The organism is Pelosinus propionicus DSM 13327, assembly GCF_900114615.1.
GTDB classification, from domain to species: domain Bacteria; phylum Bacillota; class Negativicutes; order DSM-13327; family DSM-13327; genus Pelosinus; species Pelosinus propionicus.
The window spans coordinates 1-16,248 of the sequence record NZ_FOTS01000012.1 but is presented as its reverse complement, the minus strand read 5'-3'; the positions used below and the strand labels follow the sequence as shown (position 1 = coordinate 16,248).

The 16,248-nt window shown below is 38.6% G+C and carries 15 protein-coding genes; 5 read left to right on the top strand and 10 right to left on the bottom strand.

All coding sequences use genetic code 11. The features are described from left to right. Positions 1-65: 65 nt before the first annotated feature. Entirely contained in the window at positions 66-1,322 is a 1,257-nt protein-coding gene (locus tag BMZ99_RS08000) for a helix-turn-helix transcriptional regulator (RefSeq protein ID WP_090935043.1), read from the bottom strand. 137 nt (positions 1,323-1,459) lie between these two features. Between BMZ99_RS08000 and BMZ99_RS07995 the strand changes: the two genes are divergently transcribed. Together BMZ99_RS07995 and BMZ99_RS07990 are read left to right on the top strand one after the other, a co-directional pair. Continuing rightward, positions 1,460-2,695: an RtcB family protein gene (locus tag BMZ99_RS07995; RefSeq protein ID WP_090935040.1), complete on the top strand. Its 1,236-nt coding sequence runs from the start codon at positions 1,460-1,462 to the stop codon at positions 2,693-2,695. Between the two features lie 536 nt (positions 2,696-3,231). Further along, the gene (locus BMZ99_RS07990; protein ID WP_090935038.1) at positions 3,232-4,341 is read left to right on the top strand and encodes a slipin family protein; all 1,110 of its coding nucleotides are present in this window, start codon (positions 3,232-3,234) and stop codon (positions 4,339-4,341) included. Positions 4,342-4,445: 104 nt separating this feature from the next. Here the strand turns inward: BMZ99_RS07990 and BMZ99_RS07985 are convergent, their stop codons facing one another. The 9 genes from BMZ99_RS07985 to BMZ99_RS27550 form a co-directional block, all read right to left on the bottom strand. Further along, on the bottom strand, positions 4,446-5,444 hold the full coding sequence (locus tag BMZ99_RS07985) for a nucleotidyltransferase domain-containing protein (protein WP_090935035.1): 999 nt from the start codon (positions 5,442-5,444) through the stop codon (positions 4,446-4,448). A gap of 7 nt (positions 5,445-5,451) precedes the next feature. Further along, positions 5,452-6,240 carry a nucleotidyltransferase domain-containing protein gene (locus tag BMZ99_RS07980; RefSeq protein WP_090935032.1) on the bottom strand — a complete coding sequence of 263 codons (789 nt, stop codon included), beginning with the start codon at positions 6,238-6,240 and terminating at the stop codon, positions 5,452-5,454. A 283-nt stretch (positions 6,241-6,523) separates the two neighbouring features. Then, positions 6,524-6,901, bottom strand: coding sequence for a YbaN family protein (locus BMZ99_RS07975; RefSeq protein WP_090935029.1), 378 nt, complete (start codon positions 6,899-6,901; stop codon positions 6,524-6,526). 32 nt (positions 6,902-6,933) lie between these two features. Continuing rightward, on the bottom strand, positions 6,934-8,406 hold the full coding sequence (gene hutW, locus BMZ99_RS07970) for a heme anaerobic degradation radical SAM methyltransferase ChuW/HutW (RefSeq protein ID WP_217645062.1): 1,473 nt from the start codon (positions 8,404-8,406) through the stop codon (positions 6,934-6,936). Then, entirely contained in the window at positions 8,406-8,930 is a 525-nt protein-coding gene (locus BMZ99_RS07965) for a flavodoxin family protein (RefSeq protein ID WP_090935026.1), read from the bottom strand. The genes hutW and BMZ99_RS07965 overlap by 1 nt, the downstream gene beginning before the upstream one ends. A 71-nt stretch (positions 8,931-9,001) precedes the next feature. Next, complete coding sequence (locus BMZ99_RS07960; RefSeq protein WP_090935023.1) at positions 9,002-10,078, bottom strand: ABC transporter substrate-binding protein; 1,077 nt, start codon at positions 10,076-10,078, stop codon at positions 9,002-9,004. Between the two features lie 182 nt (positions 10,079-10,260). Then, positions 10,261-11,043: an energy transducer TonB gene (locus BMZ99_RS07955; protein ID WP_090935020.1), complete on the bottom strand. Its 783-nt coding sequence runs from the start codon at positions 11,041-11,043 to the stop codon at positions 10,261-10,263. 196 nt (positions 11,044-11,239) lie between these two features. Continuing rightward, positions 11,240-13,363, bottom strand: a complete 2,124-nt coding sequence (locus BMZ99_RS07950) for a TonB-dependent receptor (protein WP_217645061.1) — start codon at positions 13,361-13,363, stop codon at positions 11,240-11,242. Between the two features lie 343 nt (positions 13,364-13,706). Further along, on the bottom strand, positions 13,707-13,964 hold the full coding sequence (locus tag BMZ99_RS27550; protein WP_407670186.1) for an arginase family protein: 258 nt from the start codon (positions 13,962-13,964) through the stop codon (positions 13,707-13,709). Between the two features lie 6 nt (positions 13,965-13,970). On the opposite strand from BMZ99_RS27550, the gene BMZ99_RS07940 reads away from it, so the two are divergent. The 3 genes from BMZ99_RS07940 to BMZ99_RS07930 all read left to right on the top strand — a co-directional run. Beyond that, positions 13,971-14,516, top strand: coding sequence for a LysR family transcriptional regulator substrate-binding protein (locus BMZ99_RS07940; RefSeq protein WP_090935013.1), 546 nt, complete (start codon positions 13,971-13,973; stop codon positions 14,514-14,516). Positions 14,517-15,087: 571 nt separating this feature from the next. Continuing rightward, entirely contained in the window at positions 15,088-15,696 is a 609-nt protein-coding gene (locus tag BMZ99_RS07935) for a CBO0543 family protein (protein WP_139214745.1), read from the top strand. 270 nt (positions 15,697-15,966) lie between these two features. Further along, positions 15,967-16,248 (top strand): helix-turn-helix domain-containing protein (locus BMZ99_RS07930; RefSeq protein ID WP_139214744.1); only part of this gene is annotated, 282 nt, incomplete at its 3' end.

Here is a 16,248-nt window from a genome sequence, read left to right as displayed (position 1 = left end):
AATAAAAACCTCTCCCTTTCGCCTAATCGCATATACCATACAATTTGTTATCTACTCCACCACTCTCACTGCTCTTCGTCGTACAAGTTTGCCATGCGGTCAATATCATCAATAAACCGCTGAATGACTGGTTTATTCGATCCTTTGACAGATATAATTCGCCCAATAAAGGTTCGAAGCCAAGGAACCATTTCCATAGTGTCAAACACTTCATTCCGGTAAGCAAAGGTATGATATCCTATTTTTTCAACTGTGCCATTTTTTCCTTCTCTTTTCAGTCTTATAAGAACATATCCTTCCCTTATCTCATCAATATGAAGAATTACTTCAACTTTCTCCATCTGCGTTTTTTTGCCAAGGGCTACTCCCCATGAAAAAGGCAATCGGTTTTCAAGTTCTGCCAATTTTGCTTCATAGATATCACTTACCTCTAAAATTTCAAGGTTTTTAATATAGTCCAAGCGATAGGAAAACGGCCTGCGCATCCTAAGATTATAAGCTAGCAAAAATCTTCGTCCATGCCTTACATTGGTAGCAATTTTTAGCGGAAGTACAGTTTCCACTGAATGGGTCTTAGACCGAGAACTGTAGTTTGCAAAGCGTATGCTTTTTTTACAATCCATTGCATTAGCAATCGTAATCAATACCTCATCATCCAGTGTGTGTGACATGAAGATATGACGAAAGGAAAATATATCTTCTCTTTTGCCTCTATCCCGTCGAATAAAGTAGCCCAAAACCCCAGCGGGAACAACATTCTCAAAAAGCTGCAAAGCAGATAGAAGGTTGTTTATTACAGAAGGATCGGCTTGATCGAATAGGCTTTGATTTATGGAATAGTGCAAAGTTTTACCTTTTTTTTCTGTGCTGAATAAACCAGCAACTGTATATTCATTGAGCTTATTACGAACTGTCATGACATCCAACATATCATAATCATTAAAACAAAACAGGTATTGCTCACTCAAAATACCTGCCACATCTTTTGCTGTTAAACCAGGATTTTCCCTTAGTATATCAGGCAGGCAAAAATGCAACAGGCAATCATTCTTAGTAAAAGATTTTGCCTCCCACATGGAAAAGAGAGGATTACTAGAAAGATCCGACGTATCCGTGCTGATAAATATATTTTTCCCCCGGGAATTAGTTTCCCATTTGATGTATCCAGAAAGATAGCTCTCTATTCTTCGTCTTTCATTATCGTAGCTTCTACCGCTCTTTCTGGTGTAATCATTTCTACACTTATAACCGTACACAAAAAAATCTCTAGTATAGTCTCTTATTTTATCGAAGTTCTTTATTAATTCCGTAAATCCGGCCATGTCTATCACCCTTACATTTTGGTTGTTTTAATCATATCATCCTAGCAATAATTGTCAACGACTCCTTGAAGTTCGCAAACTTTTTTTAATGATGCCTGATCAATCCTATGGTAAATTATAGCCAAGGAGATGATTTCATGTATACAATTTATGACAAACAAAAAAACAGCCACCCAATAAAGGTCTGGCTAAGTGATAAGGATATTCTAGAAGAAGGATGCTTAGAGCAAGCTACTAATCTATCCAATCTTCCTTTTATACATAAATGGGTTGCCCTAATGCCAGATACACATACTGGCAAAGGGATGCCGATCGGCGGTGTGATTGCCACAGATGGCGTAGTCATTCCCAACGCTGTCGGCGTGGATATCGGATGCGGGATGGCTTATATGCAAACCAATATTGAAGCAGCATTTCTCAAAAATACAACTACACCTAACGGTTCATTGCTGCAAGGCATCGTTGGCGACATTTTACGAAATATTCCTTTAGGATTCAGATCTCATAAGAAGCAGCAAACCTCATCCACAATAGATACAGCACTATCCAATATAGATACATACTCTTTTGCAAAAGAATTGATTCCCGAAATAGAAAAGAGCTACTACCAAATAGGTACCTTAGGTGGCGGCAATCATTTCATTGAACTGCAGGAGGATGCAGATGGTATGGTAGCTATTATGCTACACTCTGGCAGCAGACATCTGGGACACCAAATCTGTAAATTTTTCCACTCTGTGGCAAGAGAACATAACCAACAATGGTTCTCTCTTGTACCAGACAACTACCAACTTGCCTTTTTACCTGTGAATAGTGTTGAAGGCCAATCCTATATTGATTGGATGAATTTAGCATTATCATTTGCTCGGGAAAACAGGGACCGAATGATGAGTGATATAACAAGAATGATAGACGGATGGGTCATCCGTTCCGGAGGTGTACAACCAGAGTATTCCAGTTATATTAACTGCCATCATAATTACGCCGCTATTGAAAATCACTACGACAAAAATGTCTGGGTTCACAGAAAAGGTGCCATTAGGGCACGTGAAGGCGATACTGGCATTATACCTGGTGCCATGGGCTCCTATAGTTATCTTGTCGAAGGCAAAGGTAATGCGGAAAGTTTTACTTCATGCTCCCATGGTGCAGGACGCCGTATGTCAAGAACCAAAGCCAGAGAAAGCTTCTCTGTTGAAGAAGTAATAACAGATTTAAAAAGCGGTGGTGTTGTTCTCGGTAAGAACAGTAAAACTGATATCGCAGAAGAATCACGCTATTCCTATAAAGATATTGATACTGTTATTGCAAATGAGCTTGATCTTATCACACCGGTAAAAAAACTTCGTACGATCGGTGTAGTTAAAGGTTGAAGCCCTTACTATTGGAAGTATATTTTACGATATATTTTACCGTTTACTTTTCATGCTAAGGTTTCAAAAGCCTGGCGGTGCCCACAGCTCTGCTGCAGGGTATACCAAAGGAACGGTCTGAACTGAAGTGTCGGAGGTTCGATTCCTCCACCGTAGCTGCTACGGTTAACTCAGAGGTAGAGTCTTCATTGGTAAATTCCCTTTGGGAATGGGGTTCGACTCCCCACATGAAAAAGACCTTTCAAGTCTTTCCTTTTTAAACACCTGAATCAAAGGAATTCCCTGCGTATTTCGCGGCTAACCGCCAAACACGCAGCAGGCTTTGGCTCTGTGATTTTGAGGATACCGCATAAGTCAACTGCACTCAAGACCGTCAAGAGATCAGGCATATGCCTATACCCTTTGCAGTCTTCAGTACAGTAAATCTTGATGCTGAATCAAAGTTCCGCTAAAAAGTCTGTGGGATTCCTAAGAGAAAGGTATAACAATGAATATTCATAAATTTTTCATATTTTTTATTCGGAGGAGGATACATTATGCGAATAACAATTAGAGACCATGAACGCGGCATACTCTTTAAAGATGGTAACTATAGAGGCAATTTAAAACCTGGGAAACATTTTATAATACCCTTTTCTCAAACTAAAGTAGAGATTCTAGATATAACCAAACCATTTTACATTGCTGGTTATCATTTAGATATGTTCTTGCAAGACGCTGATCTATGCAGCGAGCTTGCTATTATCGATGTAGCAGACAAGGAAATTGCCTTCCATTATGTCAATGATAAATTTCAAGTGGTTCTTAACACTGGAAAGTATGCCTTTTGGACACCTTTAGAAAAGCATACTTTTACAGTTGTTACGATAAGCGATCCAGAAATCCATGATCATATAGACAAGGATCTGCTTGCTATACCACAACTTAAACCTTACTGCGGGGTATATGATATTGAGCCACATATGAAAGGCATACTATTTTTCAATAACATTCTGCAGCGTACTCTTGAGCCAGGCAGACATTATTTCTGGCTTGGTTTCAGCAAGATCGATATTACTAAGGTGGATATGCGCAAACGCGAGATCGAAATTAACGGCCAGGAAATTATGACAGAAGACAAAATACCAATACGGTTTAATTTCGTCTGTCAATATAAAATAACCGATGCCTTAAAAGTAGTAGTAGAAGTGAAAGATTACGAGCAACAACTATACATCCTGCTGCAGCTTATTCTGCGCGAATATGTGGGAACACGTAAGCTTGACGACCTTTTAAAGATGAAACAGGAGATTGCTGCCTATGTATTAAAAGCCCTTCAAGAAAAAGGACCGAATTACGGTGTAGAATTTCTGTTTGCTGGTGTGAAAGATATTATCCTTCCTGGTGAAATTAAGGATATTTTAAATACAGTCCTTATTGCTGAAAAAAAAGCCCTTGCTAACGTGATTACACGCCGGGAAGAAACGGCATCAACCAGGAGTCTGTTAAATACCGCCAAGCTAATGGAAGAAAATCAAACCCTCTTCCGTCTTAAGGAACTCGAATTCTTAGAAAAGATCTGCGATAAAATTGGTCATATTTCTTTAACTGGCAATAGCAGTCTGCTTGAACAATTGAATTCACTCCTTGCCATTAAGAATTCATGAACTACATAAACAATCATATCCATATAAACCTCCTGTAATTTCAATGCGAAATGGTACAGGAGGTTTCCTTATTAGATAGGATATTTATTTCCCTGCTTAAATCGTCAAAGCATTTTTTCATAAATACAGATGAGAAGCTCCTCTGCTGCCTTATGGTTAGGTTCATCTGGTAGAACCGTATTTTGCGCCGCATATTTGAATTCAGCTTCTAATTTATCAACGGCTGCAAAAATCTCTTCATAGGTAAATTTCCCACTTCTAATCTCTAAAAGATAATCCCTCTCAGCAGCTCTATAGGTATGTATCCCCTTACCCTGAAGTATCTCTGAACCTGTAATCAGAAGCCGAATCAGATGCATCGCATGTTTATTCAATTTCAATGCATCTTTCTTTTTATTGCGGTGATTCAATTGGGAATAATCCTTAACTACATTGCTCATCTCTGAGTAAATCGATTTAAAATCTCTCAAAGGATAATGTTTCAAGTTGATATCCATAAAAATCTCTGCTTCATAATCCTCTTTGTTAGACTTGTCGATATACAGGTTAATTTCTTCATTCATAAATTGATGGTATTTTTGCTTAAAATGATGCATCTGTCCCTGTATACTATTTAACATATGCTGTTCCTTTACTGCTTGGGGATAACTGTCCCGGGCCAGTGCATTTTGGAGCCGTCTTAGCTGAGCAGTGGCATAATTCCCAAAGCTCTGAATTACTCTCTTTGATAGAAATAGATCTGCATGATCCCGTAAACATTTGCCTTCGTCGGTTAAAATCAACAGGTGATCTTCGCGAGTGCCCAGCATCTCTAAAATATTAGGATTTCCAGCCAGGGCAAGGTTTACGGTCTTGCGGAGACCATAAATTACCGTATCTGTAATACGGTCTTCAAACTGCTCAAAGTTTGACAGCCCTAACAGTTCTTCTTTTCGTTCTGCAGCAATCCCTCGAATATCAGTATCGCTGGTTTCCACATGAGTGCCATAGGCATATGAACCTCCTGTGGTCAGTAGAATCATTCTATCACCAAGATTCCTGTTTTTCCGTAGGAAATCATATTCTGTGCTATTTATTTTCTCTTTGATCTTTTGAATATCCATAACGTCTTTAGCTAGATGTACTTTCTCCAGCCCAGGCCTCCTTTACTATCTTGCAAAATAATGCATCTAATGCTGCTTTTTCTGGATGATCTTTTCTGGGTAAAAGACGAATTTTATCCTCATAATAAGCAATGGTTTCGCTAAAATACTGATATAACTGCTGATTGATTGGCTCAATATCGGATTCTATGCTGATAAGCTTGCGCTCCATCAGACTGTCTATTCCCGCCCGAATATCCTCTTCAATCCTTAGACCAGCCATTAACTTATGAAAATCCATAGGTGCCATCGTTTGGTATGTATCAATCCATCTGCAGGCCATAAGGGGTCTTAACACATAAAAATACTTCTTAATTCTAACCTGCTTTGTTATAAGCATTTCCTGAAATGTCTTTTTTGCCAAGTTTAAATAATGATGCAGCGAAGGCACTGGCAAAAAATATTCCACGCTCAATGTTCTAAGCTTCTCAGCCAAGGAATGTTCATCTCTATATACAATAGGTGAACTCAGCCATTCCATAAGTGGTGGATTGGATTTTCGATATAATCTCAAAGCTTTTCGAATATCCCAACCATTAATATCTAAAAGGCTATTGATGGGTACCTCTATAAAATCCTTGTGGTCCTCAATACTAAGATAGTCTGCCAACGGACGAATATATATAAACCGCACATCATAGTCGCTATCCTTTGAAGCAAAGCCCCAACCCCGGCTGCCAGATTCAACAGCATATAAAATCTTAACTCCGTTTTCTGATTCAATCCGTGTTAATTCACTGGTTATTTCGTTAATCATCTCTTCACCTCAACTGAATATTATTCTACGAAAACTATGACTCTATATTGGATTCTTATTACTACAATATATCTTTAAGACCTTGTTTCTACTAATCACTGCCACTCTTCGTTCCGTTCAACAACATATAATATATTCTACTTATCCCTTCTAAAATAGTCATTTCTTTCCTCTACCTCTAACTACTACAAATTTTACTACTAATTACTTTTGATATAGCATCTATGTAACAATAGGACTGCCTCCCATGCTTTTGCATTTGAGACAGTCCCTTTTATACTTATTATTTTAAAGTCTGCAATGAGAGAATATAGAATGTCACACCCATCCCTAAAAGAGTTAATAAAAGGCAGATATACACGTCAGACAATAAACTCATTGAAAGCCCCAGCGATCCCCACAAAAAACATATCGCCATAATCTTCGTTTTTCGCTTAATGGCCCGGTAAGTTTGGTAATCATAAATATAGCTGCCAAATGTTTTATGGTGAATCAGCCAATTATACAGTCGCCTAGAACTGCGAGCAAAGCAATACGCAGTGAGTAAAAGAAAAGGCACAGTTGGCAGCAGGGGAAGAAATATACCTAGAATGCCAAGGAATAATGAAAGACAGCCCACTGCCATCAAAATATATTTTTTAATGATTTTACCAGGATACATTAATCTAGCACCTCATAATCGTTGATCAGGATCTATTTTCCTCTATCAGACAGAGAAATTGCCGGATGCCCCGGAGGCATAACTTTACCTCCCGGAAGCTGCGCCTTTCCATTCTGTGCAGCGATTCCCTGCACTGCAATGTTGTGTGTTTGCAGCAAAATAAACTCTACACATTCCACGGTAGTTTGGGCAATGTTAACCTGCCAGAACTGACCAGCAACAGTCAAGGAATAGACACCGTCATAATGCACAAGCCCTCTTTGTTCCCAAAGATCATAGAGCCATTTTAATTCAGCCAGCCGATCATTCGCTTTAATCAATCGTTGCAAATCTAAAAAACCGCGTTCCAATTGTTCCAATATGCTATTGATAATAGACTGCACCGGTGTCTGTTCCATCATAGCCATGAATGGCTTTATTCCTTCCATAACCATACTTTGGTACGGCTTTAGACTTCGGTGAAGCATAGTCGAATAACCACCTACATTGCCGCCTGCACCGCAGCCAAAGGAGAACATGGTGCTCCCCCTCTTCGCCAACGTATTATAAAGGCTCCGTTCCCTATTGCTTCGCCGCCAATGACAAATACTAAGACGTGAAAAACCACGTTTTTCTACAAATTCCTGAGCATAGGCATACATTTGGGCCTGCTGAGAAGTACTGGCCGCAGGAGACATTTTTCCTGCCAATATCTGTTTTTCCAGCTCACTGTCGTAAAATACATTGAGCTGGTATAAATCCATACCGTCAACCACAGAATCTGTTAAAATCTGCAAATCTTCCTCCCATGCCTTCATATCCTGATTAGGCAAGCCATAGATAAGGTCAACAATAACAGAACATTGGTGATACGCTTTCAACCCAGCCAACCGCTTCAGTAAAGTTTCCTGATCATCTACCCGTCCTAATTGACGGCGAATTTTCGTATGAAATGATTGCACGCCAATCGATACACGATTGACACCGTTCTCCATCCAAACATCCATTTTTTCCGGTATTAGATCGCTGCTTCTGCCTTCCAGAGTCAATTCATAATCGCCAGCCAGCGGCAAACAGCGATGAATTGTCTTCAGCAACCTGCGAGCATTATGCGGAGACAATGAGGTAGGAGTTCCACCGCCGATAAAGACGGCATGGATCAGCCCATCCTTTAGTTGAGGAAAATCGGCATCGTTTTCTAACTCTCGAATCAGACAGTCAATATAGTAGTCCTCTGCTGTTTGATTGACTGCATTTTGAAAAAAGTTGCAATACAAACATTTGGTCTGGCAAAACGGAATATGAATATAAGCTGCTCGCTCCGTTTTTTCTGCCGGCGTCTGCTCCATAACCTGACACCACAACACTTGCGCTTGACCGGGTGACACTGGACGACCCTGCGTACCTGCATGCACTACCCTTTTTTGAGAAAAAGCTCCCGTCAGAGGATCTGCCTTTTCAAATCCCAGCTGCAGGGCTTTATCTTCCGCCGATAGTGTTTGAAATAAGTCTTGTAGTTTCATCATCACATGTTCTCCACTCGCTTAATGGTCTCCGCGGCAAAGGCTTTAGCAGCTGCCACATCTGCTTCATTGGGGTGCTTTTTCGCCTCCTCATGAGTGGCTTCTCGTTTTTCATCCACCGCATGAGGATGTCCGGGAGGAAACATTCTTTTCATTTGTTCAATCAGCTGCGGATCAACTTTTCCCTGACAGATAAAACTATGTACCAGAGGATTTTCGCTAGGACAAAGAGCCGTCGCATTACATAAGCTGTCAGCGGCGTGTTGAGAACACGGATCAGCCCCTAAAGTGGCAAACAATGCAATATGAGGATGACTTAATTGCTTCAGAAACTGCTGCGTCTGTTGATCGGCTGTCCCCCTGTCAACCCAGAATCCGATAAATAAACAATCATAACCATTCAAATCAGCCGACGCTTCGCCAATCGACTGGCAGGGAGTACCTGCAGGCAAGGCACTGCAAATAGCTTCTGCTATCTTTTTTGTATTTCCAGTCCGGGATGAGTACAAAACTATATATTTTTTCATACACGATCATTCCTTTCATCTTATCAATATAACCAACACAAAGTTCACAAATGAAAACTTATTATTCTGTTCTACCTTTTATAAAGAAAATCAGCCAAAATATTCATGGCTTCCTCAACCTGCGCACCTGGGTTCACTGCAAACAGGGAAAAAGGAAGAGAGTACACGTAATTTTGCTGAACAGCGTGGAGTCCCTGCCACAGTGAATCGTGCAACAGCTGAATACCCTGATTCGCTTTTTCATCAAAACGATGGTCAATTACTAAAACAACGTCAGGCTGAACTGCAAGAATTCCTTTGTAATCCAATGGTGCATACGCTATTTTTTCATCCATAGGTATTAGCAAATCAGCCACATTTACTCCCCCTAGCCGTTTTACCATATCACCGATGAAACTTGTTGATAATGCTGCATATAATCCATCCGCAATCGCCCATACAATGAGAACCCTTGGTGAAGGCTGCCCGCTAGTTTGTTCGATTAATGCCTGTCGATGTTGTTCAATAGCAGCAATTTTTTGGGCAGCAACGTTTGATTTTCCATTTAGCTCTCCATAAAAATGTAAAGCTTCCAAAACATCTGCATAGCGAGCAAATGTCTGCAGCATTGTTGGAATACCTTTCCTTTCCAGAACAGCTGCCAGCGACTGATGCGCCGGAAAAGCCATCCCGATAACCAAATCCGGCTTTATCGCCAGAATACGGTCTAAATCAGGCTTGCAAGGCAACCCTACAGTAGGAATATCTTGAATTTTATCCCGCAACGCAGCCGGCAATATCTCACAAGTTCCTCTCCCAACCGGCTCACCACCTGTTTCAATAAACAGCCCTAAGTTAGATGAATTTAAAATAATAACACGCTGCGGTTGACTGGGGATTGTTACAAGCCTTCCCATGCTGTCAGTTACCATACGATTCTGCATGCCGCTGATTCTTCTAAGTCCATTCCGTGACAAGTCCCGTTCCTTGATCAAAGATTCGCCATTCCGCTGCACAACTTGAACGGTACCGCATTTAGAGCATTTAATTTCAATTTTTTCTACTGCACCGCGAAATAACATGCTATGGCAAAAGGCACACCGAACGGAGCGCAATGCCGCCGGCGTTTCATTCCATAAATCCTGTACAGTTCCATCATAGCCAAGCATACAACTCACACTCCTTATTTATAAAAAAAACTCCGCGCGTATTTATTTACGCAACGGAGCTCCTGGCTCTCTTTTAAATAAAAAACAAAACATTTTCTCCATTAGAACTAATATATTACTACATTAGTTCTTGTATAATAACAGTATAATACTAAATGATAATAATTGTCAATAACCGGACTTTAAGGCTGAAAATATATTCTTTTAGTAAAATACATTTTCACGTTATGACTTTGGTAGTAAATCGGTGCAAATTGCATTTTCCGCAGGGCTTGTGTTGCGGATTCCTTAAATCCAAGGTTGGGAACAGAGTTTAAGATTTCAACACTTTCCACAGATCCATCCAACCCTACCAATATTTTAGCCTGTACACTTACCACACGATTATAACCAATAGAACGGGCCTCTTCGGGATACCTAGCATCGGCATCTCGAAGAATCGTATAGGATATTCCTTCTGCATTTAACGCAGTATAACTGCCATCGCCATTTGACAAAAAATTGCCGTTGCTAAAAATCCCATTGCCCGCTCCTTGTCCCAAGGATTGATTTGCTGCACCTGCTTGCCCACCGGTATTTAGGCCTGTTACCTCTGATAATCTTGTACTATTTCCAGTCATCTGGCTGCTGTTTGTATTTATTTCTTCCAGCTGAGCTGGTTCCATTCCTTTACTTGATTTGATAAATGGTTTCTTTCTTTCTGGTTCATATACAGAAGTATCCTTTTGCGCTAAAGCACTCTCACCTGCAACTGAAGTTGAAAAGCTTGCTGCATTTTCAGAAAGACTGCCATTGTCCTGCATGTTTCCCTCACTCAAATTGACAAACTGTACACTGAACTCACCGGTGTTGTTCATTTTAGCCGGAGAAGTTTGAAAGCCAAAGCAGGAGATCAATAGAATAACCAAACCATGTATCCCGAATGAAATTAAAAAATATTTATTCCAGTATCCACGCTCTACCATAAACACATCACCTACTCACAATCAGCAGTAATTGAAACTTTTATTATTCCTGCTTTATTTACCAAATCTATTCACGAACAATCTTACCGTAAGAATTTCTTTCATTGCTGCGTTTTTCCAGCATTAAGTTTTTTCTAATTTGCTCCCGTCTATAAAAAGCAGACTCACTATTTCTATTTCTTGCTCTTTTTCTCTATTAAAAAGCATATTTCATGCCAAAGTAATACGTACGTTCAGATCCTGGAATAATCGTTCCAAAAGAATCTCCTACATATTCATAGTGTCTTCTGTTTGTAAGATTTGTTACACCACTGTACAATTCAATCTCTTTATTAAGCTTATATTTCATATCCAGATCAACCAATGAATGGGGCTGCATAACTCCTCCATCAGCTTTATCGGCATCTTCAAGGAAATTGTTATACTTTCCAAAATATGTGTATTTAATACCTACAGTGAACTTATCATTAAATGAATAGTCTGCTTTCAAAATTCCTTTATGCTTGGGAACTTTTTTAAGTCCGCTTTTAGTCCAATCAATAATACTTCCGCTATTTTCTTCAAGGAATTTGCGTCCAAAATTAGTGTAATCACTTTCCCCATGCAAATAAGCATAGCCTTGCTGTAACGTTAGCTTACCAAAATTTTGGCGCAGTGAAAGTTCTAAACCCTTCCGTCTGGTTTTCAACATATTAAGTGTCTGCATCGTCAGAGACCCATTGTTATCAAACAGATATATACGATTCATTTGATTATCCGTATTCGAATTAAATAAAGTTAAATTAACAGTTGATATACCTACCTTATCACGTAAACCAATTTCATAGAGATCAAAGATTTCATCTTTCGCAGATGTTCCAACATATCGTTTGCTTCCATTTACTCTAATTTCGTCCGTAATCTGTATTCCATCCGGAGTAGTATATCCTCTTTCATACCGTGCATAAATTCTTCCCGTATCATTGTAATGATAAGCCAGCGAAAGCTCTTTAGCAGTATTCCAGCGTTCGGATGTTCCAGCACCATTGATGTTATTGCCGACTTTATCAAAACTCCAATCTATCTTTTCTCTCCGTATCCCCTGAGTGAACGTATATTTCCCTCTGGACATATTATTCAATAGATAAACTGCATTTGTTTTTTTATTATAGTTAAATGATAAAGGAACGATCTTATACGTTTTCTGTGCGGAGCTGACAAGCTTATAATCGTTATATCCAATTTCTGCGTCTTGTTCATAAAGATCCAGACCGATCAAAATATTATTTTTTTTACCATATGAGTGGTCAAATTTAAGTTTTACCCCTTTGGTTTCATGATCCATTTTTTTATCTTCATACTTGCTATTCATGAAATAGCCAGTATTATAAAAAAGATCACTGCTAAATTTCCATGTAGTGCTTAATTCCTTTTGATACCCAATGTTGTATGAATCCATTCTCCTGTCAGCAAATAGATACGGTCTTCTTGTTTCTGTTATTTTATGTCCATCTGCATCCAAGCCAACGGTATATGTTTCATAATCAGGCACATAATCTCTTCCTGCCTTCGCCACTTTCGCAGGCTGGATATTAGCAATATATTGACCTTCTTCCTCTAAATGACTCATGCGAAACGTTAATCGTTGACCTTGACCAGCATCATACTGAACTCCAGCAGAAAAATACTCACTCTTTTTATATGTATCTTTAAAATATAAATCTCTGTCCTGCTTGAAATATCCGATTTCTGTTGTTATTTTATTATTGATTTTTTCTCCATAGTTAAAATTAGCACGATAGCCATCTGAATTCCATTCTGTTGAAATTGTCTTGTTCGGCTTATTCATACTACGCAAGTTTGTTGTAATATTGATAATCCCGCCGGAAGCTCCTGAGCCATAAAGAACCGAACCGCCGCCCGGAATGATTTCAATTTTTTCAATTTGTTCAACTGGAACCACATCATAATTTGTACTTAACGGGTGATTGACAAAGGTTGTTATCGGGGCTCCATCCAACAAAACCTGGATGTTTCTTACTGACTGATCCGATCCTTGCCCACGAATATCAATATCGCCCATACCCGTTGCACCTACAGAGATACTTGGAATATCCTTTAAAATATCAGAAACTCCTTTATATCCTTTATTCTGAATATCTTCTTTTGTAATTACAATAATTTGTTTAGTATCTCTTAATCGTTCAATCTCTACATAATCCGGATTTACATACAGATCCTGCAGTTCAATAGTCGTTTCTGCATACGCTGGAGACACTGATCCGCCCATTCCTATCACGATTGCTGTCGAAAGAACAGCGCATGTCATTTTCTTTTTCATAATATGTTCCTCCCGTAAGTTTAACAAATAGTTGAAGCCATACTGCTGCTGCTTGCTGCAATTGAGCAAAATTAGTACTCAATAAAAAAACTCCGTCTCTAAACTAGTTAGTGACGGAGCTCCTGGCCCTCTGTTAAATATGTTATTAGTTAAATGATACATGAAAATGATAATCGTTGTCAATTGTTTTTTTAGAAAAATTTCACACACCATAAATACATACAAAGCTACAAGCACGCATTACTTTACCTTCTGACCAAGGGCATACTACCTCTGTGTTTTCCTTCTATCCACACGGGTTACCCATAAGCAATCTATAAAACTGAATGAACAAAATTTACTGTCAATAAATCTTTGTCCCTAAATTTATAATCTCGTGTAAAATCTTGATTCTTTGATTACTTAAGGCAGTGCATCCAAGAAGACATACTCCAACAATATGAAACTCCTTTGCCAGTTCTCCCAATATATTTGAAAAAATATCAATTCTTAATCCTCCTTCAGCCGGTACCGGCTGATAAGGGAATTCCAACGGATCCATGACATCGACATCGATATGAATATAGATATTCTTTATTTTCTTTGATTTTAATTCTTCAATAATACCATCTCTAATCCAAAAATTCAGCTTGAATTGCTACATGGTACAAACGAAGAAAATGAAGAATGGATTATGCAGGGACGTGTAGATTGTTCTTTCATAAGGATACCTACATGCAAGCAGCTTAAAGCCACATTCCTTAAAAGGGATCCTCTAGTCGCTGTCTTGCCGGAAAAACATATACTCGCTAAAGAAGTGTGTTTTCCTATATCAGCATTATCTGAATATCCCTATATCAAATTAAATGAAGGCGTTGATGATGAGATTTCAGAGATATTTGAAATTCATCAAATTACGCCTACTGTTCATTTTACAGAAAAAGATGATTATGCAATCATCGCTATGGTTGAAAGTGAATTAGGAATCAGTGTTTTACCAAAATTAGTATTAGAAAATACTTCACGAAAAATAATATGCAAAGAATTAGAAATTCCTGCATACAGAGACTTGGGAATTGCAATAAAGGATAAAAGTCTAATTTCTTCTTCAACCGAAAAATTTTTATCTTATGTGCAGCTATGGGTTTCTGAAGAATACGATTTATCACTTTAAAGTCAACTGAATAGAACAAGGATAATAGTAAAGAACTAATTAAAATCATAAACTAGCAAGGCATAGTGACAAATGCCATCTTCTGATATCTTGTAAACAATATATCAGAAGATGATTCAGGGCGTCCATAACCAGTTTCTACTTATCGCTATATTGTCACATTTTTCTTCATGGTTGGTCTTAGTTCACAATTATACATTTCAAAAAAACCTTCACTAAAATTATTAATTATAAGTCCTCTTGTGTGTTAGATATCCGAGAACATAATAAAATCATCCAGAATAAGGTAATATCAACCTTATTCTTTTTTTAACAAATTCTCACAAAACGTTGTAATATTGTTATCATCATTATATTCAATTCTATAGTAACTATAAGCTAAACTATCGTCAAATAAATAGACTTGCTTACCTGATTTTACAAGTATATCTTAGGCCTGTACCCTGTTTGGAACTCACTTAATAATATATCATATTTTCCATAACTAACTTTTCGTTGAATCTTTTTTATTAGATATGAGTAACCTAATCTTAATATGTAATATGGAGGTTAATATATGGATGCAAACTATATGCTTTACCAGATAAGGGCGGATATGTGGGATACGTTACTCGCCCAATGGCAAACTGCCATAACAACCCCGAAGTATTGGGGCCTTGTCGCAATCATCATAATAGCTTATATTGTTTGGTATCATCTTACGGATAAAACGCGGTTAGCTTATTTATTATTTTACGGTTCTCTAGTCACTGTTATGACGAGCCTTGTTGACCTTTACGGAACGACAGCAGGACTATGGTATTATAAGGTTCGACTAGAACCATTTATAACGAGTGTTTTCCTTCGGGACTGGACTTTAGTACCGCTCACCTACATGCTTGTACAACAATATAGTCCTAATTGGCGACAGTTCTTAATCTGGAATACTGTAGGAACATTCTTCCTTACCGTGATCGTTGTACAAATACTTTCTGTACTAGACATCGTACAATTAATAAAATGGACCCACCTAAATGGTTTTATCACTTCATATCTGATAGCAACCCTCTCTCGCGCAGCTTTTCATTTGATCATACAGGTTCAAAATGCAGCTCGAAAACAAAAGCCTAGTCCTTTGGGAAGTACCTTGATGCATCCAGCGTTTAAACAGTTAGATAAACATGAAGACGAAGATGAATAATAAAAAAATACAAATCGCTCTGCCAAAGGTAATGCAGCTTTAATTGGTGGATAGCTTAACTTACTTTTTTACGGCCGTCCCTGGGACGTTTTAAACAGAGTTTTTACTAAATTACGTTGCAGCTCCAGGGGTATGTACCGATCCTCTATGCTGTCTATAGTTAACAGCGCTAATAAAGCAAAAGCCGCCTCACCCGAAGTGATATGCTCCCCTTGTAATAGACAGTTGAAATAATAAAACTGTCTATTGCAAGGAAGGAGCATATTTTTTATGGGAAGCAAATTTACGGTTTCATATGAAGAACGCATTGATGCAGTTGAAAAGTACCTACGGAATGAATACTCCATGAACGATCTGTCAAAGCAATTAAAGGTAGCTAATACAAGCATTAGGCGATGGTTAGCAAGGTATCAGTCTTTAGGACCAGAAGGGCTACAGGAAACCTCGAAAAACCTATCCTATTCTTGGGAGTTGAAAGAAACAGTCGTGATGGATTATCTATCTGGTAGTGGTTCTCATATGGATCTTTGTAAAAAATACGGAGTAAAATCA